We start from the raw sequence: 19,230 nt of genomic DNA, 5'->3' as shown, positions 1-19,230 counted from the left end.
GTCATGAAATCAGCCTTCTATAAAGTTATAAAAATAGTGATTTTGTCACTTTTATTTTCTTCATGTTCAAGTGATTTAGACTTTGGTCAAATAGATGATCTTAAGTTAGAACCTGCTTTTGTGGCAAATCTTGCTTATTTTGATATTCCAGCAAATAAGCTAATCGACGATGGTGGAAATCATGTTGTTGATGATTCAAGAGGATTTGATGTTTTTAAAGATAAATTTTTTAATGATCATTTACGAAAAGCCGAATTCAATTTTGAAATAGAAAATACCATAGATCGCGCTTTTGTTGTAAGTCTTCAATTATTAGATGCTAATGATCAAGTGTTGCAAACTCTCATTTTTCCTGTTCCTGCCTACAGAGGAACTGCCAATGTTATTGAATTTCCAACAGAAGTTTTTGAAAATCAACGATTGGATCTGTTAAAAAAGACTGTAAAAATAGGTTTCAAAATTGCAATTTCTCAAGGAACTCCGCTAAATAGTCAGAGTTTAGGGAGTTTAAAATTAAAATCAAGTGCAACAGCTTATTTAATAATTGGATGAGAAAAATATATCTGATTATCTGTCTCGTTTTTCAGCTTTCTTGTTTTTCTCAAAATAAAGAATTACTGTATAATTTCACGGCTATTCCGCAATCTTTAATGGTAAATCCGGGAGCCGATGTTTCTTACAAATATTATTTTGGATTTCCGGTTTTATCCGGAATTTCAGCCAATGTTGGTTCAAGCAGTTTTACGGCTTATGATTTGTTTGCCAATAACGGAGTCGATTTTAATCAAAAAGTTAGAAACGTAATTAATCAATCTACAAACAGAGATAAAGTTGTAACCAATCAGCAATTGGAAGTGTTCTCAGGCGGCTTTAGAATTGGCGGACGAGAAAGTAAATCATACATTTCGTTTGGTTTATATCAAGAATTTGACTTTTTCATGTTTGTTCCAAAAGATTTGGCAATATTAGCTTTAGACGGAAATAGCAATTACATCGGAAAATCGTTCAATCTTGGAGATCTTAGCATGAAAGCTGAGGTTCTTTCCGTTTGGCATGTTGGTTTTCATAAAAAAGTAAGCGAAAAATTTGTTTACGGCGGTCGTGCTAAAATCTATTCAAGTGGTGCAAACGCTACATCAACAAAAAATGCAGGTTATATCTATACAGGACAGGATTCAGGAAATGCTAATCTTTACAATCAAATCATTTCTTCCGATTTAGAATTAAAAACTTCTGGACTTTCTAAATTCACAAAAGACGAATACGAAGGAAATGTCGTAAAAGATATTGCCAATAATACTTTTTTTAGCGGAAGTTTAGGTCTTGGCGTCGATGCCGGTTTTACTTATTATATTAAAAAGAATTTGCAGTTAACGGCAAGTATAATAGATTTAGGATTTATAAAACAATCTAAAGATATTGAAACTTTAACCTACAAGGGAACATATCGATATGATGGCGTAAATCCTGATTTTACAGGAAATGATGAACCAGAAGATATATTTGATGAATTCGACAAAGCCATTCCAAGAGATACATTATACAATAAGTATACTACATGGCGTCCAACTAAGTTTTATTCTTCAATACAATATTCATTTGGAGAAGCGCGCCCTGATGACGAATGCAATTGCCGTGGAAAAATCAATACTTATTATAAAAATGCAGTTGGAGCACAATTATTTGCTATGTCTGCGCCACGCGAACCCTTATTTGCCTTAACAGCATTTTACAAAAGAAGTATTTTTAAAAAATTAGAAGCAAAAGCTACTTATACTTTTGATACATTTTCAAATAAAAATATTGGTTTAGGTCTTGCAGGAACACTCGGGCCCGTAAATATTTATGCGCTATTTGGCAATGTTTTAGAATACAAAGATTTATCGAAAGCTAGCAGTGCAACATTCCAACTCGGAATTAATTTTGTATTTCAAGACCGTGATGATGATTAATTTCAATCATTATAATTAGAAGCTATTTCCAGCTGTCCATTACAAGCACTCGAGCCAAAAAACTTTTTTTCAAGGCTTAAAAAGAGCTTCCGTTGGTCGCTTTTTTAAACCAGAAAAAAATGTTTTTTAGCTTTTCGTGGCTTTTCATTTCCATCTGGGCTAGGGCATATGTTTTTATAAGACAATTCTTGTAAACGCAAATTTATGAATAACTTAGTATTTAAGTTAGCAATTTATTCACTATATTTGCACGCAATTCAACTAGAAATTGCAACATGATAGCACACAACTCCAAGATTATCGGCGAAGGTTTAACTTATGACGATGTATTATTAGTACCTAACTACTCGAATGTGCTTCCCCGCGAAGTGAGTATCAAATCAAAATTCTCAAGAAACATCACATTAAACGTTCCAATCGTATCTGCTGCTATGGATACGGTAACAGAAAGTGCAATGGCAATCGCTATGGCGCAAGAAGGCGGAATAGGTGTTTTACATAAAAATATGACTATCGAACAACAAGCAGGAAAAGTTCGAAAAGTAAAACGTGCTGAAGCGGGAATGATTATCGATCCGGTAACTTTACCAATGAACTCTACTATTGCTGACGCAAAAAATGCCATGAAAGAATTCGGAATTGGTGGTATTCCAATCGTTGACGAAAACAAAATCTTAAAAGGTATAGTAACGAACCGTGACTTACGTTTCGAGAAAAATGGCGCAAGACCAATCGCTGAGGTTATGACAAGCCAAAACTTGGTTACAGTTTCTGAAGGAACTTCATTAGAGCAAGCAGAAGTTGTTTTGCAAGGTCATAAAATTGAAAAATTACCAGTTGTAAACGAAAAAAACGAATTAGTTGGTTTAATTACTTTTAGAGATATCACAAAACTGACTCAAAAACCAATCGCTAATAAAGATTCTTTTGGTCGTTTAAGAGTTGCAGCTGCAATTGGAGTTACTGGAGACGCAGTTCAAAGAGCTGAAGCTTTGGTCGCTGCTGGTGTAGATGCCATTATTATCGATACAGCACACGGACATACAGAAGGTGTTGTAAATACATTGAAAGAAGTAAAAGCAAAATTCCCTCAAATAGATGTGATTGTAGGAAACATTGCAACGCCAGAAGCTGCTAAATATTTAGTAGAAAATGGTGCTGATGGTGTAAAAGTTGGAATCGGACCTGGTTCTATCTGTACAACTCGTATCGTTGCAGGTGTTGGTTTTCCTCAATTCTCAGCAGTTTTAGAAGTTGCTGCTGCAATTAAAGGAACTGGAGTTCCAGTAATTGCTGATGGTGGAATTCGTTATACAGGAGATATTCCTAAAGCAATCGCTGCAGGTGCAGACTGTGTAATGTTAGGTTCATTATTAGCAGGAACAAAAGAATCTCCAGGAGAAACTATCATTTTTGAAGGAAGAAAATTCAAATCTTATCGCGGAATGGGTTCTGTTGAAGCGATGCAAACTGGTTCTAAAGATCGTTATTTCCAAGATGTTGAAGATGATGTTAAGAAATTAGTTCCAGAAGGAATCGTTGGGCGTGTTCCTTACAAAGGAGAATTGAACGAAAGTATGCTTCAATTTATCGGCGGTCTTCGTGCTGGTATGGGATATTGTGGTTCAAAAGATATTCCTACTTTACAAGAAACTGGACGTTTTGTTAGAATCACATCAAGCGGAATTACTGAAAGTCACCCGCATAACGTAACGATTACAAAAGAAGCTCCAAATTATTCTAGATAATCATAATGAATTTGCAATTCAAGTTAAAAGATGTTCTTGAAGTTGATTTGTATTATGGATTTTATGATATCTATGTTTTAGGAGGTTTTGATGTTCAAGTAAACGATGATTTCTTTGTTGAAATACTTGATTTGAAAACAAACGAATCTATATTGCTAAGAGAAAAAAGTCTTAAAACTAGAGATTATAGAAACGGAAGTAGGGCTGTGAAATTTTTTAGTTTTCAAATAACTGAAAAATCGAAATATAAAATTTCAGTTCATAATTATGAAGATATGACTGTATTTTATTCAATGATAGGAAGTAACCCATTGAGTGTTTTTAATTTATTGAAAAGACTTTATGGAATAAAAAGGAAACAGCTATCGTTAAATGAAATTGAAATATTAATCAATTAACTTATAGAAAAAAGGCGTAAGATTTAGTTCTTACGCCTTTTTTTATTTGTTTTTTGAGATTTTAGATGTTTGTTTAAAATCACTTTTTGATTTTAGTTGCATGCTAAAATCGGTATGTTTCAAATCAAGATTAAAATCCATTTTTAAATTGTTTTCGGCCATAAAATGATTTGGAATATCATAAATTAAATCTCCGCTTCCAATTCCAGAACCGCTTGTATCAAATCTTGTATCAGACATTTTCATTGTATACGTTTGTGAAATATCAAAGAATGCACTTTTCGAATCCATTCTTTTTAATTTGTATACCGTAGTAATCACCATTTCAATATTAATACCTGCAATTGGCAATGTTAATGGACTTTCCTGAATAAAAGATTCCCCGATTTTTAATTTTTTCTGAGGCATAACTAATTGCGAAAAAGTGCTTTGTACTGTTTGAAACACAACATTTTTTAGACTTTCTTCCATGTCTTTAGCAACAATAGAATCCATTTTTGGTAAAGTGGTTTCTGAAGTTTTTCCGTAAAGCAATGTACCGCTTGGGATTATTGTTCTTCCATTTCCATCGACAGCTTTCAAGTATTCAATTGTAATAGGAAAAGTTCCATCTTTATCTGTCTTACCAGTTTTAGAAACGATGTCTATGGTCATGATGCTTTTAATAGCGGTTGGATTTGGTACTTGATTTTTCTTTAGTGTTTCTAAAAAAACGTCACTCCCAGAATACGTAACTTCATAATCTGAAGAATTAATTGTCGTTTGATTATAAATAGTTTGTGGAGAATAACCAGCTTTAAAATCTAAAATTTGATTAGACTGACCGTAATTAAAGATCGTTGCAGAAATAAAAAGAAGTACAAATAGTTTTTTCATAGTTAAGTTTGAAGCGTTTTTCTTTTCGCTAGTTCGAAACGAAAGTAAGAAATTAAAAACAACTTTGTTATTTTATTTAAACAAGATTTTTCGTTCGTAATTTAATTAAAACCTACTATTTAAAATGTCCTCTGCTACAATATCAGAATGCAATAAATCTTCCATTTTTTTTGTCATACGTTGTGCTTCTAAGGCATAACCAAACATCTTTTGTTCGTAATCTGCAATTGCTTCATCAATTGTTTCGAACTTTCCTTCTGTTAAGTTTTTAGTTAAATGAAAAGCGTCAAATAATCCCATATTAACTCCTTCGCCAGCAAATGGAGGCATTAAATGCGCTGCATCCCCAACAAGAGTAATATTTGAATGTTCTTTCCACGATTCTTCTAAAGAAAATAATCGTAAAGGCAAACCTGAAAATTCGGTAGAAGCGGCGAAGAATTTTTTATAATCGTCACCCCAATTTTTGAAAGTTTCATTTAAAAAGAAAATCACTGCTTTATCATTTTCAAAATCAATTCCGTGATTAGAAATCCAATTTTCGTCGGCTTTAAAAGAAACTCCAAAATGTACAGAACCATCACGCATTGTATGTGTATAAAACATTTTGTGCTCGCCCATTGCCATTACATTTCCATTTCCGTATTTTGGTTTAAATTCAGGATAATCGTGATCTGGATTTACAATTTCACCTTGAATGATATAAGTTCCAGAAAGTTTAGGTTCCTGATCACTCACAAATTTTCTGGCATTAGATCTTCCGCCATTTGCAACAATTACAAAATCGGCTGTAGTTTTTGTGCCATTTTTGAATTCTAAAAGATACTGATTTTCAATTTTTTCGATGTTAATTAATTGGCTATTCCAAACAACAGTGTTTTCTTCAAGATTGTCGAGCATAATTTTTCTTAAATCGTTTCGATCAATTTCTGGACGTGAAAAAGCATTAGTTTCATCTGGCATTTCATCAGAAGTAATATTGCCATTTATATCAGCCATTTTTTCTCCAGTTGGTCTAGCGTATTGCAGAAAAACGTCCATTAATCCCGCTTTTTGAATCGCATATTGACCTGAATCCGAATGAATATCTAAAGTGCCGCCAGAAGTTCTGGCTTCAGCATTAAGATCTCTTTCATAAATCGTTACATCAGCACCATTGATTTGTAAAATACGAGCAGTTGTTAATCCAACTGGACCGCCGCCAATAATGGCAATTTTTTTGTTTTCTATAATTGAAGTTTTCATTTTATTAAAATTTATATTGTAATTGCTCTTCTCCCGCCCGAAACTTCGGGATCGGGGCGCTCAGAGTGACAAACTATTAGAATTTGGAATTTTTGCAATTGTTATTTGAAAACTAAGGTGTCAAAGCTTTTAAAACCAAATTGAAAGTTTCATTTTTTAATTCTTCAGTAAAAACAAAAGCTTTTCCCGACATTGATTTTCCTTCTCGATGAAACTCTAATAAAGAATAAAGTGGTCCGTAAGCAATACTCCAAAATATTTCGTATGGAATAGAAATAAGTTCTTTTCTATCAATTGCAGCAAGCATAAATTCTGTCATCATTTGTTTGTAATCGCCTGATATTTCTGTTACAATAGCCTCGCCATAAGTAGAATGCTTTAAAAGTTCTAAACAAGTGGCCTCAAGTGTAAAATTTAAATTGAAATAAATACGGTTTTCCCATTGCATTCGTAATCCATCTCTAAAACTCATATCTGCAGAAAATCCGTCGAACATCTTTTCGAAGAATTTTTTACCAATTTCGATTCCGATTTTTCTAATCAAATCTTCTTTGTCAGAATAATAAATGTAAAGTGTTGCAACAGATATACCGCATTCTTTTGCTAAACGATTCATTCCAAAACCTTCTACACCTTGCGCAACAATCATTTCGATTGCTTTTTGCTTTACAATTTCTTCTTTATTAATATCTCTTGTTCTCATAATCTTAACTAATTACAGTACAAAGATATAAATAATAAATGAATGCTCGCTTATTTATTTTTTTAAGGCTCAAAGTTAGTGAGGTACAGAGGAACAAAGGTTTTTTTATTTAATGGTTAATTGTTAATGGTTGATTGTTAATTGTAATGGTTGATTGCAGTGGTTTATTGTGTTTCTTTTAATTTGATTTGAGAATAACTAAATTGTCTCCAGCTTTAGCTGGAGGTTTATTATAAATTGAGAAAAAGGCTTTAGCCAAATTTTTTACTTTATATATTGAAACAAAAAAAATCAGCTGAAACAATATTAAATTGTTTCAGCTGATTTTATATGGATAGTATATTTTATAAAGTTTTTGTAGGTTCAGCTTCTCTAAGATTCTGATTTTCTAAAATCTCTTTTAAATAAGGCTTGGTAGCAGTTTCTATATCGCCTTCAGAAATATCTAAAGCTTTTGGATCTGATGCGAGTTGCAGCCAAGGTTTTGGTCCGTCAAAAGGATAGCTTCCAAAAACAACGACCGGAGTTCCCTTTACTTTTACATTTTCTTTGTCTTTCAAAATCCATTCGTCTGCGAATTTGTAAAGATATTTAGCATCTTTTTCTAATAATCTTAAACAAGAATGAGAAGCCGGATAGCCTGGAAGTTCGTATTGATGAAAACCAACGCCAAGTTTGTTTTCTATATTAAAGTTCCATTTTAAATCCCATTCGTCATTAAATGTACTAGTTGTTTGTTCTGCTTTCCAGTTGGTAAAAAATAATCCAGTTGGAGTAGGATCTTTTTTTCTTCCCATATTGGTTGGGCCTGTACGAACTAATTCGCCGTTTTCATAAGCGGCAAAAGCTTGTGTTGGATATGAAAATAATATTATTTTTGAAACTTCTTCTAAAGCAGAAACGTGCAAAGGAAAAGGAAGATAATAAACCAAATCACCACTAAAATCTGCAGGAATTACAACAGAATCTAGTTTTTTGAAATTTGCTTTATCAGTTCTGTTTAATGCGTAAACAATATTCATTTTACTGCTATCAGCTTCATTTGCCTTTAACCACTCTTTTGTATTAGAAATTTGATAAGAAACCGTTTTTGGTTTTTTATATTCAATTACTTCTTTTTTGTCTGTTTTATTTTCAGTCAGCGTTATGGTATCAGTCTTTTTGCAAGAACCTAATAAAACTAACATTAATAATAGTAATCCGTTTGCTGTGTAATATAACTTTTTCATAGGTCGTATTTTTATGAAAATAAAGTTATGGTTATGATAGCTGAAAAGGGTTACATAATTTTTTGAATTGGTTTCGGGATTTACATTTTACATTAAATCCTAAATAATTCATTTAATATCATTTTTAAAAGCAATAATGTTTAAATCAAACCTTTTATTTTAGCATGTTGCAACAACATAATGGTTTTAGCATCAGTAATTTCTCTAGATTCGATCATAGCATAAGCCTGATCAAAAGTAAATTCTAAAACTTCAATATTTTCTTGTTCAGCATCTAATCCGCCGCCTTCGCTTACTTTCATGCTTTCGTCGTATTCGCCAACAAAAAGATAAAGAATTTCAGTAACTGCGCCTGGCGACATATAAGTTTCAAAAACTTTTTCTACTTTAGAAATACGATAACCGGTTTCTTCTTCGGTTTCGCGAATAATCGCCGTTTCGGGATTGTCTTTGTCTAAAAGTCCAGCGCAAACTTCAATCATCATTCCGTCTTTATTTCCGTTAAGAAAAGTCGGAAGACGAAATTGACGCGTTAAAATAACAGTTTTTTTGGTTGAATTGTATAATAAGATTCCAGCGCCATTGCCACGATCGTAAACTTCACGAGTATGAATTTCAGATTCTCCGTTTTCTTTTTGGTAATCAAAAGTAACACGGTTTAAGATGTACCAATTGTCTGATAATAATTTAGTTTCTATAATTTCAACTTTTGGATTTTTCATATATGAAATAATTTGTATAAAAAAACGCTCTGATTATCAGAGCGTTTAAATGTATTATTTTGTTATTGTTTGCTTTCTGTCTGGTCCAACCGATACAATTTTGATTGGCACTTCGATTTCTTTCTCAATAAACTCAATATATTCTTTTAGCTCAATTGGCAATTGATCGTAAGATGTTAAACCAGTTAAATCTTGTTTCCATCCTTTAAATTCTTTGTAAATAGGAGTAACGTTTTCTGGCTCAATGTTGTAAGGGAAATGAGAAATATTTTGTCCTTTGTAGTTGTACTCTGTACAAACTTTTAAAGTTTCGAAACCAGAAAGAACATCACCTTTCATCATCATTAACTGAGTAACTCCGTTAACTTGAACAGCATATTTTAAAGCTACTAAATCTAACCATCCGCAACGTCTTTGTCTTCCTGTTACAGAACCAAATTCGTTACCAACTTTTGCCATTGTAGCACCAACTTCGTCAAAAAGTTCAGTTGGGAAAGGTCCGCTACCAACACGTGTAACGTAAGCTTTGAAAATTCCGTAAACCTCTTTGATTTTGTTTGGAGCAATTCCTAAACCTGTACAAGCTCCAGCAGCTGTAGTGTTTGATGAAGTTACGAAAGGATAAGTTCCGAAATCAACATCTAATAAAGATCCTTGAGCACCTTCACAAAGAATAGATTTACCCGCTTTTTGAGCTTGGTGCATGTATTCTTCACTGTCAATAAAATCTAATTTTTTCAACTCTTCAATAGCTTCAAAGAATTCTTTTTCTAATTCAGCCAAGTTGTATTGAATGTTAACATCGTAAAAAGCAATCATTGCTTCATGTTTGTCTGCCAATGCTCTGTAACGATCTTTGAAATCTTCTAATTCGATATCTCCAACACGTAAACCATTTCTACCAGTTTTATCCATGTAAGTTGGTCCAATTCCTTTAAGAGTAGAACCAATTTTTGCTTTTCCTTTAGAAGCTTCAGAAGCAGCATCTAGCAAACGGTGAGTTGGTAAAATTAAGTGTGCTTTTCTAGAAATAATTAATTTGCTTTTGATATCAAGGTTGAATTTTTCTAGACCTTCAATTTCTTTTTGAAAAACTACAGGATCGATTACAACACCATTTCCGATGATATTTACTGAGTTTTTATGAAAAATTCCAGAAGGGATAGTTCTAAGTACGTGTTTGATTCCGTCAAATTCTAATGTATGTCCTGCATTTGGTCCTCCTTGAAAACGTGCAATAATATCATAATTTGAGGTAAGTACGTCTACAATTTTTCCTTTACCTTCATCTCCCCATTGTAATCCTAGTAATAAATCTACGGTCATTCTGTTTTAATTTGCGTTGAGACAATCAAAGTTGTCCTACTGATTATGTAGTTAATTTTCTTTTTTATTTTTTTTGAATAAATCCTCTTTGCGGATTATTGTTTTTGCTTTTTGTTTCCGTAGAAATAAAGTGAGTGATTCGTAATTTCGATATCAAATATTTCTTCGATTGTTTTTTTGATGGTTTGAATTCTTGGATCACAAAATTCAATTACTTCTCCAGAATCAGTCATGATAATATGATCATGCTGTTTGTCGAAATAAGACTTTTCATAGTAAGCCTGATTTTGTCCAAATTGATGTTTTCTAACCAAAGCGCAGTCTAACAATAACTCGATCGTGTTGTATAAAGTAGCTCTACTCACACGATAGTTTTTGTTTTTCATTTTGATATACAAGTTTTCGATGTCAAAATGTTCCTCGCTGTCGTAAATTTCCTGAAGTATAGCATAACGCTCAGGAGTTTTGCGATGCCCTTTTTGTTCAAGATACATTGTAAAAACGTTTTTTACAATTTCTTGATTTCTAGTGTTGTCAGTTGAAATGAGTGTCATATCCGGCAAAGATAAATTTTTATTTTCAATCAATAAAAGTTTCGGGTTTAAAGTTTAGTTATAAAACCCTTATAGATAGGTTAAAAAGTTAGGTTCTGTATTCTCTGGTCACTTTATCAACACCGTCAATCTTCTTAATTGCATTGATCATTTTCTTTAAAATGGTATTGTTTTTTACAATAACAGCAATCTGACCGTGAAAAATTCCAGCATCTGTACTCAACGAAATGCTTTGAATATTTACGCTCATATTGTTCGAAATTACTCTTGTTAATTGGTTTGTAAGTCCTAAAACATCCATTCCAGTAATATTGATAATGGCTTTGAATTCTTCTTGCGAAGAGTCAATCCATTTAGCGCTCATAATTCTGTAGGCATAATTAGACTGCATTCCGATTGCGTTTGGACAATCTTTTTTATGCACTTTGATTCCTTCATTAATCGTTACAAAACCAAATACATCATCACCAGGAATTGGATTACAACATTGCGAAAGTTTATAATCTAGTTTGTCATGCTCCGTTCCAAAAACCAGCATGTCGTAATTACTGCTAATGACTGGTTTGTGAATATCTTCGTCGGCTGTATCTTTATTTCTTTTGATTTTATTTTTAAAGAAATTGATGAAAGAATTTCCTTTTTGCGCCGCATAATCTTTTAACTGCTGATTTTCGATCGCACCAATTCCGACTCTATAAAATAAATCTAAACTTGTTTTTAGTTTGAAGAAATTAACTAACTCGTTTGTAACTTGCTCATTAAAAGTAATTTTTAAATGTTTCAGTTTTCGAACCAATAATTCTTTTCCTTCCTCTGCAATTTTTTTAGTATTCTCGTTAAGAACGTTTTTAATCTTATTTTTTGCTCTCGAAGTGGTTACATATTCCAGCCAGTTTACCGTAGGTTTCTGATTAGCAGAAGTAATAACTTCGACTTGATCACCACTTTTCAGTTCGTAATTCAGAGGAACTAAACGTCCATTTACACGAGTTCCGCGGGTTTTAATTCCAATTTCGGAGTGAATACTAAAAGCAAAATCTAGAGAAGTTGCACCTTTAGGCAATGATTTGATTTCTCCTTTTGGCGTAAATATGAAGATTTCTTTAGAATATAAATTCATTTTAAAATCTTCAACAAAATCAACTGCGTTTGTTTCGGGATTTTCTAGTGCTTCGCGAAGTAAATTCAGCCAAACGTCTAAGCCACTTTCTTCAGTTGCTCCATTTTTATATTTGTAATGCGCAGCGTAACCTTTTTCGGCAATTTCATCCATACGTTCGCTTCGAACCTGAACTTCAACCCAGCGACCTTTTGGTCCCATAACTGTAATGTGAAGCGCTTCATAACCAGTAGATTTTGGTGATGAAATCCAATCGCGCAAACGGCTCGGACTCGGGCGATAGTGATCGGTAACGATAGAATAAATTTTCCAAGCTATAAATTTTTCTTCATGCGGATCTGATTTATAAACTATTCTTAGCGCGAATTTGTCGTAAACTTCGTCAAAACTTACATTTTGAGCGCGCATTTTTCTACGAATAGAATAAATAGATTTCGGACGGCCTTTAATAATATAATCGACACCTTCATTATCCAAAGATTTCTTCAATACATCTGAAATATCTTTGATGTAAGCGTCTTGTTCTTCTTTTGTTTCGCGAATTCTACTAACAATGTCGTTGTAAACTGCAGGTTCAGTATATTTTAAACCTAAATCTTCTAGTTTGGTTTTAATGTTGTAAAGTCCCAAACGGTGGGCTAGAGGAGCGTAAATGTATAAAGTTTCAGATGCAATTTTGGTCTGTTTATATTCCGCCATCGAATCCATAGTCTGCATATTATGAAGACGATCGGCTAATTTGATCAGAATTACTCGAACATCATCATTCAGCGTCAGAATCATTTTTCTGAAATTCTCAGCCTGCATTGAAGCATTCAAATCCTTTTGAACTAATGAGATTTTGGTCAAACCTTCAACCAATTGCGCCACTTTCGGATTAAATAAACGTTCAATATCTTCAACCGTAATTGGAGTATCTTCTACAACATCGTGTAATAATGCCGCGGCAATAGAGGTCGCTCCCAGACCAATTTCTGAGGCAACAATTTTTGCAACTGCAATAGGATGAAAGATATACGCCTCGCCAGATTTTCTTCTCTGTTCTTTGTGTGCATCGACCGCAACATCAAAGGCTTTTCGAATTAATTTTTTGTCGGCTGGGGTTAAAGTTTGGTAACTTATTCGTAGTAATTCTTTGTATTCCTGCGCAATAGCTTTATTTTCTTTTTCAATATCTATTTCTGTCATAACGGCATAGTTCAAGTACTAAAAATAAGAATTTGTTTGAACATACGCAAGGCTATACAATTGTAGATTTTAGAGTGCAGATTTTAGATTTTTGAGGGTTTAATTTTGAGATTTTCATCTCTAAAAATGAGCTTCGATTTCGCTCAGTCTGACAGTAAAAAAGAAAGTAAATTCCAATTTTTAATCCCGAAGCTTCGGGACCAAATTCCAAAAAGGAGCAAAGCGACTTTTAGAAAATCTAAAATCTAAAATCTAAAATCTAAAATCTAAAATCTAAAATCTAAAATCTAAAATCTAAAATCTAAAATCTAAAATCTAAAATCTAAAATCTAAAATCTAAAATCTAAAATCTAAAATCTAAAATCTAAAATCTAAAATCTAAAATCTAAAATCTAAAATCTAAAATCTAAAATCTAAAATCTAAAATCTAAAATCTAAAATCTAAAATCTAAAATCTAAAATCTAAAATCTAAAATCAGAACCCTCTCTGACGTTTCGCTTCAAAAATCAAAATTGCAGCGGCGACAGAAACGTTCATGCTATCAATTTCGCCCTGCATTGGGATAATGATATTTTGAGTTGCTTCGTCACGCCATTGTTGTGTTAAGCCAGTAGCTTCTGTGCCCACAACTAAAGCGGTTGGAGTAGTGAAGTTTTGAGTGTGATAAGAAGTTGAATTCTGCAAAGTTGCACTATAAAAATCAATCTTTTTTTCTTTTAAAAAAGAGATAATTTCTTCAGTAGTTCCTGTTGCAATTTGGTTGGTAAAAAGACAGCCAACGCTAGAACGCACAATATTCGGATTGTATAAATCGCTTTTTGGATTTGCGATTAAAACCGCGTCCAAATTTGCCGCATCTGCAGTTCGTAAAACAGCGCCGATGTTTCCTGGTTTTTCTAAAGATTCAACAACTAGAATCAATGGATTATCGGATAATTTTAGGTCTGATAATTTTAAAGATTTGGTTTTCGCCACCGCTAAAATTCCTTCGGTAGTATCACGATAAGCCAGTTTTTGATAAACTTCTTTATTAATTTCTATAATTTGAAAGGAGTTTTGAATCAGTTTATTGATTTCTGATTCTGAAACTAATTCAGGTAAAAATAAAACTGTTTCAATTTCGTAACCGCCTTTTTTGGCTAATGAAATTTCTCTTAAACCTTCAATCAAAAACGTTCCAGTTTGTTTTCTTGCTTTGGATTTTTCCTGAAGTAAAACCAAAGATTTTATAAACGGATTTTGAACAGAAGTAATTTGTTTCATTTTTTTTAAGACTCAAAGTTGCAGAGGAGCAAAGGTACAGAGTTTTTTTCTTCCTGCAAGGTTTTTAAAACCTTGTAGGTTTACTAAAAAGGTTTGCCACGAATTCCACTAATTTTCACTAATTTTTCCTCTACATTAAGACAAAAAAATAATTAGTGAAAATTAGTGGAATTCGTGGCAAACAAAAAATTATTCCTCTGTAGAATTATTTTCCTCTAAAAGAGCTGTTTCTTCAGCAGGTTTTGTAACCACTTGATCTTTATTTCCAAAAAGGAATTTCTTTATTCCTGCAAAAGCAGCAATAACTCCGATTACGATAAATTTTGCGAATTTAGCTAAAATAGCAAAGAATCCGACTTTTGCCAGCACTTTCCCAGCTACCAAACCGCCAATTGTCCAAGCGGCAACAGTATCAGTGTCAGCGTCAAAATCAAGGTATTTATTTCCATCGTTGAACTCAACACTTTTAATGATCCCCGGAATACTTGCTTTTACTTCTGCAAGTTGATCAATGCCAGCAACAGCAGAAATATTGTACATTCCTTTTCTTCCTAAAACTCTCAAATCGTAGTTTAAAGTATGGTTTTTGTCATGTCCAAATTCAAGTTCTTTTGCCCAATGCAATACTTTTAAAGTGTTGTCATAATAAGGTTTAGATGCCCACCCAATTAATTCAACTTCAGAATAGCCTCCTTTTTTTCTTTCTTCATTTTCAGCAGCTACATCTTCTTTCATTGTTTTCAAAAGATCATCGTAATCAATGTCATCTGCATCATCATCCTTTACATAACCGTCGCCTTGGTAGCTAATTACAAACATCCAGCTGTTGTTATGCGTTACACCTTTTCCGTCTGGAACCAAAGAACCCAAAACGGTTTTATCTTCGGGATTTCCCCACAAATTGCTCAAAACATTTTGTGTTTGTTCAGCATTTAAAAACTTAAAACCTTTTGGTATATTTAATGTTCCATCACCTTCAGGAAGGCTAATTTTTCCAGATTCATAATTAAAAGATTTTTCAATCTTGTCGTAATAAGCGGTAAGTGTGTCTGGTTTTTGTGCGCTGATTTTAGTAATTGCTGTCAGCGATAAAAAAAGAAAAAATAGTTTTTTTTTCATTTTGGGGTTGGTTTTAAAATGGTTAATTATTTATGGTTTGTGATTGTTTTCAAATAATTCTGAAATTTCTTTTTCTACAGGATGTGATGTTTTAAAATCAAATCCTAAGACTTTAGCCAAAGTTTGGGCAAATTGTTTTTGATAGAATTGAGCTTCTGTTTTGATTTCTCCTTTTGAGGCAATTTCTGGTCCCATTGCAGCAAACCAAATTTCAGATGCGCCAGGAACATCGGCACCATGATCGGTCCATTGCGCTTTTACTTTGTCGCCGCGACCATGATCTACGGTAATAAATAAAGTAGTTTTGTTTTTGTATTGAGGATCATTTTGGATGTAATTCCAGATTTCCTGAATCCATTTATCGACTTGATTTGCAGCGTCTAAATAAGATCTGTAATCTCCATGATGTGCCCATTCATCCGTTTCTCCGTAGGCAATATACAGTACTTTTGGCTTTTTAGTTTTAAGTTCGTCTAAAGCCTGATAATGCGTAAAAACATCTAGACATTCATCTTGATGAAAAGGCTTGAATGAATTATCACGCATTTCATTTAACAGCTTTTGCGCAGGTGTTGGTTTGTTTCCGCCAACATTATCAAAGGCCGAAATGACAGGAAAACCGCTTCTTTCTTCATTTAAAATTCTGTCAAAAGCATCCCACGCGCCAAAAGCAGCTACTTTTCCATTAAATTTAGATTGCTGATTTAGAAATTCTAAAACATTGACATTTGGATTGGCTTTATAACCATTTGAGTTGACTTTTAAATCAACATTTCCAGTCATAATTTCGCTATATCCAGGATAACTAAACCAATACGGATTGGCAACATCAACTTTATTTCTTAAGTCTCTATTGCCATAAATTTGACCTTTTGAAGCAATTTCTGACCAGAAAAAAGGCATTAATTTTTTTCGTGCTTCTTTGATATCGGCATCAGCATATTTTTTATAAATATAAGCGCTGTCTCCTTGATTAAATTTTTTGTCGTTTGCAATTGCGGGATCAATTCCTTTAAAAACTTCCTGCCATCTAAAACCGTCTGTAGTGATAATAATGATGTTTTCTGTTTTTTGTGCTAAAGATTTACAGCTCAATAATATGAACAGAATTAAAATTGCTTTTTTCATTTCTTAATTAGTTTGTAATTTCATGAATTATATTTCAAAACTAATTAATTTAATTAAGCAATTTTTACGGAATGTCGTAAAGTAACTATATAGTAATAAAGGATTAAAAAGAAATCTTTTATTCTTTGTAGTTCAGGGAGTTTCGGCTTATAAAATTCCTCTAGATTTAATTTCCAAGTATTTATTAATAGCGTCTAAAGTCAGATTTTCTGGTTGGGTTAAAACCGAATGGATTCCGTATTTTTTTAGTTCGTTTACAATTAATCGCTTTTCGAACATGAATTTTTCTGCGATTACTTTGTCATAAACCTCCTGAAGCGTATTTGTTTTTTTATTAATGATACTGTTCAATTCAGTATTGCTAAAGAAAACTACAACCAATAAATGGCTTTTTGCAATTCCTTTTAAATAAGGTAATTGTCTATTTAAGCCGTCCATTGTTTCAAAGTTAGTGTACAGAATAATTAAACTTCTTTGATTGATATTTTTTTTGATATCGACATAAAGTCTGCTGTAATCGCTTTCAAAAAAATCGGTTTTGATATTGTATAAAGTCTCTAGAATTTTCTGCATTTGAGAACCTCTTCTTTCTGCAAAAACTCTATTTTCTACTTTTTTAGAAAAAGAAAAAAGTCCCGCTTTATCTTGTTTTTTAAGAATAACATTCGACAAAACTAAAGCAGAATTGATTGCATAATCCAATAAAGCCAAACCGTCAAAAGGCATTTGCATAACGCGTCCTTTGTCGATTGCCATATAAACAGATTGCGATTTTTCGTCCTGAAATTGATTGACCATCAAAGAGTTTCTTTTCGCAGTCGCTTTCCAGTTCAGTGTTCTTAAATCGTCACCTTGAACATATTCTTTAATTTGCTCAAATTCCATTGTATGTCCAATTCGGCGTATTTTCTTGATTCCGTATTGAAACAAATTATTAGAAAAAGCAATTAAATCGTATTTACTTAATTGAATGTAAGATGGATAAGTTGGAACCATCTGATTTTTATCAAAAATAAATCTTCTCGAAATTAATTTTAAAGGCGAAGAAACATAAATATTTAAAGCGCCAAATAAATATTCACCGCGTTCCGTCGGACGCAATTCATAGCTGATTTCTTTTTGTGTCGCAGCATCAATTGTTTTTAAAATCTTAAAATCGCGAACTTGAAATTGAAAAGGAATTTCATCAATAATTTTAATTAAAACAGAAAAATTATAATGATTTTTTAAATTAATTTTTATCGGATTTAAATCTCCATTTGATAATTTTTCGGGTGTAATTCTTTCTGCTTCAATTCCAGTTTTGACAGTATATAACAATAAAATATCAATTCCTAAAAAAGTCACTAATCCTAAAACTAGAAGCCAAACCGCATTGTAAATATTTGGAAAAATAAAAGCGCAAACAAAAAGCCCTATAATGCCTAAAAGCACATAGAAAAAGAAATTATTTAGATATAGACTTTTTATGAATTTCATTTATCTGGTTTAGAGTTTCAAGTTTCAAGTTTCAAGTTTCAGGTTTCAGGTTTCAGGTTTCAACTTTCAAGTTTTACTCATTAACAATTCACCATTTACAATTAACAATTATCTTGGTATTTCAACTGTTTCAATAATTTGTTTAATAATTTCTGAGCTTGTAATACCTTCCATTTCACGTTCTGGAGTTACAATAACACGGTGTTGCAAAACAGGAGTTGCTGCTTCTTTAATATCTTCTGGCGTAACAAAATCACGTCCGCGAATGGCAGCAAAACCTTTAGCAGCATTTAAAATTGCAATTGAGGCACGAGGAGAAGCTCCTAAATATAAAAAGGCATTTTCTCGCGTATTTACTACAATTCGGGCAATATATTCTAGTAGATTTTGCTCAACTCTAATTTGTTTTACCAAACCTTGATATTGTCTGATTTCTTCAGAAGAAAGAATCGTTTTTATCGCCTCTAATTTATCGTGGTTTTGTAAAGTATGTTCTCTCTGAATGATTAAAATTTCTTCATTCAATTTTGGATAATCAATACTAATTTTAAAGAGAAAACGGTCTAATTGCGCTTCAGGCAAACGGTAAGTTCCTTCTTGTTCAATTGGATTTTGAGTTGCAATAACCAAAAATGGAGTATCTAGCTGATATTCAGAACCGTCAATTGTGATTTGACGCTCTTCCATAACTTCAAAAAGTGCCGCTTGCGTTTTTGCCGGCGCACGATTAATTTCGTCAATTAGAATTAAATTAGAAAAAATCGGACCTTTTTTAAACTCAAATTCTGAACTTTTCAAATTATAAATAGAAGTTCCCAAAATATCAGACGGCATCAAATCTGGCGTAAACTGTATTCTGCTAAAACCAATATTTAAGGTTTTAGATAATAATTTGGCAGTGATTGTTTTAGCAACTCCAGGAACACCTTCAAGAAGAACGTGACCGTTTGATAAAATAGCGACCAAAAGCTGATCGACCATTTTGTGTTGTCCAACAATTACGGTTTCAATTTCTTTTTTTATTGTGTTTACGTGATCTAAAAGCGGCCCTAAATTAATTCGGGTTTCAAAATTCACATTTTCGTTAGTGATTTCGTTTGCATTAGTATTGATATCGTCCATAATTTGGTCTATTTTTTATTTTTATTTTGCCACTCCCGATAGCTATCGGGATAAGAG

17 protein-coding genes are annotated in these 19,230 nt (G+C 32.7%); 4 read left to right on the top strand and 13 right to left on the bottom strand.

What is annotated here, in order from left to right:
• Positions 1-3 precede the first annotated feature (3 nt).
• From P0R33_RS05545 to P0R33_RS05530, 4 genes are all read left to right on the top strand, one after another.
• The gene (locus tag P0R33_RS05545) at positions 4-552 is read left to right on the top strand and encodes a hypothetical protein (RefSeq protein WP_276174568.1); all 549 of its coding nucleotides are present in this window, start codon (positions 4-6) and stop codon (positions 550-552) included.
• Positions 549-1,952, top strand: a complete 1,404-nt coding sequence (locus P0R33_RS05540; RefSeq protein ID WP_276174567.1) for a DUF5723 family protein — start codon at positions 549-551, stop codon at positions 1,950-1,952. The genes P0R33_RS05545 and P0R33_RS05540 overlap by 4 nt, the downstream gene beginning before the upstream one ends.
• Positions 1,953-2,227: 275 nt before the next feature.
• On the top strand, positions 2,228-3,700 hold the full coding sequence (gene guaB / locus P0R33_RS05535) for an IMP dehydrogenase (protein WP_276174566.1): 1,473 nt from the start codon (positions 2,228-2,230) through the stop codon (positions 3,698-3,700).
• 5 nt (positions 3,701-3,705) lie between these two features.
• Positions 3,706-4,098, top strand: a complete 393-nt coding sequence (locus tag P0R33_RS05530; RefSeq protein WP_276174565.1) for a hypothetical protein — start codon at positions 3,706-3,708, stop codon at positions 4,096-4,098.
• 42 nt (positions 4,099-4,140) lie between these two features.
• On the opposite strand, the gene P0R33_RS05525 is transcribed toward P0R33_RS05530, so the two are convergent.
• From P0R33_RS05525 to P0R33_RS05465, 13 genes are all read right to left on the bottom strand, one after another.
• Positions 4,141-4,974, bottom strand: coding sequence for a hypothetical protein (locus tag P0R33_RS05525; protein ID WP_276174564.1), 834 nt, complete (start codon positions 4,972-4,974; stop codon positions 4,141-4,143).
• Positions 4,975-5,079: 105 nt separating this feature from the next.
• The gene (locus P0R33_RS05520; RefSeq protein WP_276174563.1) at positions 5,080-6,219 is read right to left on the bottom strand and encodes an NAD(P)/FAD-dependent oxidoreductase; all 1,140 of its coding nucleotides are present in this window, start codon (positions 6,217-6,219) and stop codon (positions 5,080-5,082) included.
• A gap of 112 nt (positions 6,220-6,331) precedes the next feature.
• Positions 6,332-6,922 (bottom strand): TetR/AcrR family transcriptional regulator, encoded by a 591-nt coding sequence (locus P0R33_RS05515; RefSeq protein WP_276174562.1) that lies wholly within the window; start codon positions 6,920-6,922, stop codon positions 6,332-6,334.
• Between the two features lie 344 nt (positions 6,923-7,266).
• Positions 7,267-8,151 (bottom strand): L,D-transpeptidase, encoded by an 885-nt coding sequence (locus P0R33_RS05510; protein ID WP_276174561.1) that lies wholly within the window; start codon positions 8,149-8,151, stop codon positions 7,267-7,269.
• A gap of 140 nt (positions 8,152-8,291) precedes the next feature.
• Positions 8,292-8,873 carry a GDP-mannose pyrophosphatase NudK gene (gene nudK, locus P0R33_RS05505; RefSeq protein WP_276174560.1) on the bottom strand — a complete coding sequence of 194 codons (582 nt, stop codon included), beginning with the start codon at positions 8,871-8,873 and terminating at the stop codon, positions 8,292-8,294.
• 54 nt (positions 8,874-8,927) lie between these two features.
• Positions 8,928-10,199 (bottom strand): adenylosuccinate synthase, encoded by a 1,272-nt coding sequence (locus P0R33_RS05500; RefSeq protein ID WP_276174559.1) that lies wholly within the window; start codon positions 10,197-10,199, stop codon positions 8,928-8,930.
• 95 nt (positions 10,200-10,294) lie between these two features.
• Entirely contained in the window at positions 10,295-10,753 is a 459-nt protein-coding gene (locus P0R33_RS05495) for a transcriptional repressor (protein ID WP_029268726.1), read from the bottom strand.
• An 88-nt stretch (positions 10,754-10,841) separates the two neighbouring features.
• Positions 10,842-13,061 carry a RelA/SpoT family protein gene (locus P0R33_RS05490; RefSeq protein WP_276174558.1) on the bottom strand — a complete coding sequence of 740 codons (2,220 nt, stop codon included), beginning with the start codon at positions 13,059-13,061 and terminating at the stop codon, positions 10,842-10,844.
• Between the two features lie 475 nt (positions 13,062-13,536).
• The gene (locus P0R33_RS05485; RefSeq protein ID WP_276174557.1) at positions 13,537-14,325 is read right to left on the bottom strand and encodes an RNA methyltransferase; all 789 of its coding nucleotides are present in this window, start codon (positions 14,323-14,325) and stop codon (positions 13,537-13,539) included.
• Positions 14,326-14,514: 189 nt separating this feature from the next.
• A complete protein-coding gene (locus P0R33_RS05480) occupies positions 14,515-15,444 on the bottom strand; it encodes a DUF2167 domain-containing protein (protein ID WP_276174556.1) in 930 nt (309 codons plus the stop codon).
• Between the two features lie 30 nt (positions 15,445-15,474).
• Positions 15,475-16,572, bottom strand: coding sequence for a phosphoglyceromutase (locus tag P0R33_RS05475; protein WP_276174555.1), 1,098 nt, complete (start codon positions 16,570-16,572; stop codon positions 15,475-15,477).
• A gap of 147 nt (positions 16,573-16,719) precedes the next feature.
• A complete protein-coding gene (locus P0R33_RS05470) occupies positions 16,720-18,051 on the bottom strand; it encodes a DUF58 domain-containing protein (protein WP_276174554.1) in 1,332 nt (443 codons plus the stop codon).
• A 108-nt stretch (positions 18,052-18,159) separates the two neighbouring features.
• Positions 18,160-19,173, bottom strand: coding sequence for a MoxR family ATPase (locus P0R33_RS05465; protein ID WP_276174553.1), 1,014 nt, complete (start codon positions 19,171-19,173; stop codon positions 18,160-18,162).
• Positions 19,174-19,230 lie beyond the last annotated feature (57 nt).

Origin of the sequence: Flavobacterium sp. YJ01 (assembly GCF_029320955.1) — a bacterium.
In the GTDB taxonomy this organism is placed as follows: domain Bacteria; phylum Bacteroidota; class Bacteroidia; order Flavobacteriales; family Flavobacteriaceae; genus Flavobacterium.
This window is presented reverse-complemented; position numbering and strand designations above follow the sequence as displayed.

Bases quoted from the DNA above. Each gene is read 5' to 3' on its own strand.
- P0R33_RS05475 (WP_276174555.1), bottom strand. From the start codon at position 16,572: ATGAAAAAAGCAATTTTAATTCTGTTCATATTATTGAGCTGTAAATCT.
- P0R33_RS05465 (WP_276174553.1), bottom strand. From the start codon at position 19,173: ATGGACGATATCAATACTAATGCAAACGAAATCACTAACGAAAATGTG.
- P0R33_RS05480 (WP_276174556.1), bottom strand. From the start codon at position 15,444: ATGAAAAAAAAACTATTTTTTCTTTTTTTATCGCTGACAGCAATTACT.
- P0R33_RS05510 (WP_276174561.1), bottom strand. From the start codon at position 8,151: ATGAAAAAGTTATATTACACAGCAAACGGATTACTATTATTAATGTTA.
- P0R33_RS05525 (WP_276174564.1), bottom strand. From the start codon at position 4,974: ATGAAAAAACTATTTGTACTTCTTTTTATTTCTGCAACGATCTTTAAT.
- P0R33_RS05485 (WP_276174557.1), bottom strand. From the start codon at position 14,325: ATGAAACAAATTACTTCTGTTCAAAATCCGTTTATAAAATCTTTGGTT.
- P0R33_RS05495 (WP_029268726.1), bottom strand. From the start codon at position 10,753: ATGACACTCATTTCAACTGACAACACTAGAAATCAAGAAATTGTAAAA.
- P0R33_RS05530 (WP_276174565.1), top strand. From the start codon at position 3,706: ATGAATTTGCAATTCAAGTTAAAAGATGTTCTTGAAGTTGATTTGTAT.
- nudK (WP_276174560.1), bottom strand. From the start codon at position 8,873: ATGAAAAATCCAAAAGTTGAAATTATAGAAACTAAATTATTATCAGAC.
- P0R33_RS05500 (WP_276174559.1), bottom strand. From the start codon at position 10,199: ATGACCGTAGATTTATTACTAGGATTACAATGGGGAGATGAAGGTAAA.
- P0R33_RS05545 (WP_276174568.1), top strand. From the start codon at position 4: ATGAAATCAGCCTTCTATAAAGTTATAAAAATAGTGATTTTGTCACTT.
- P0R33_RS05515 (WP_276174562.1), bottom strand. From the start codon at position 6,922: ATGAGAACAAGAGATATTAATAAAGAAGAAATTGTAAAGCAAAAAGCA.
- guaB (WP_276174566.1), top strand. From the start codon at position 2,228: ATGATAGCACACAACTCCAAGATTATCGGCGAAGGTTTAACTTATGAC.
- P0R33_RS05490 (WP_276174558.1), bottom strand. From the start codon at position 13,061: ATGACAGAAATAGATATTGAAAAAGAAAATAAAGCTATTGCGCAGGAA.
- P0R33_RS05470 (WP_276174554.1), bottom strand. From the start codon at position 18,051: ATGAAATTCATAAAAAGTCTATATCTAAATAATTTCTTTTTCTATGTG.
- P0R33_RS05540 (WP_276174567.1), top strand. From the start codon at position 549: ATGAGAAAAATATATCTGATTATCTGTCTCGTTTTTCAGCTTTCTTGT.
- P0R33_RS05520 (WP_276174563.1), bottom strand. From the start codon at position 6,219: ATGAAAACTTCAATTATAGAAAACAAAAAAATTGCCATTATTGGCGGC.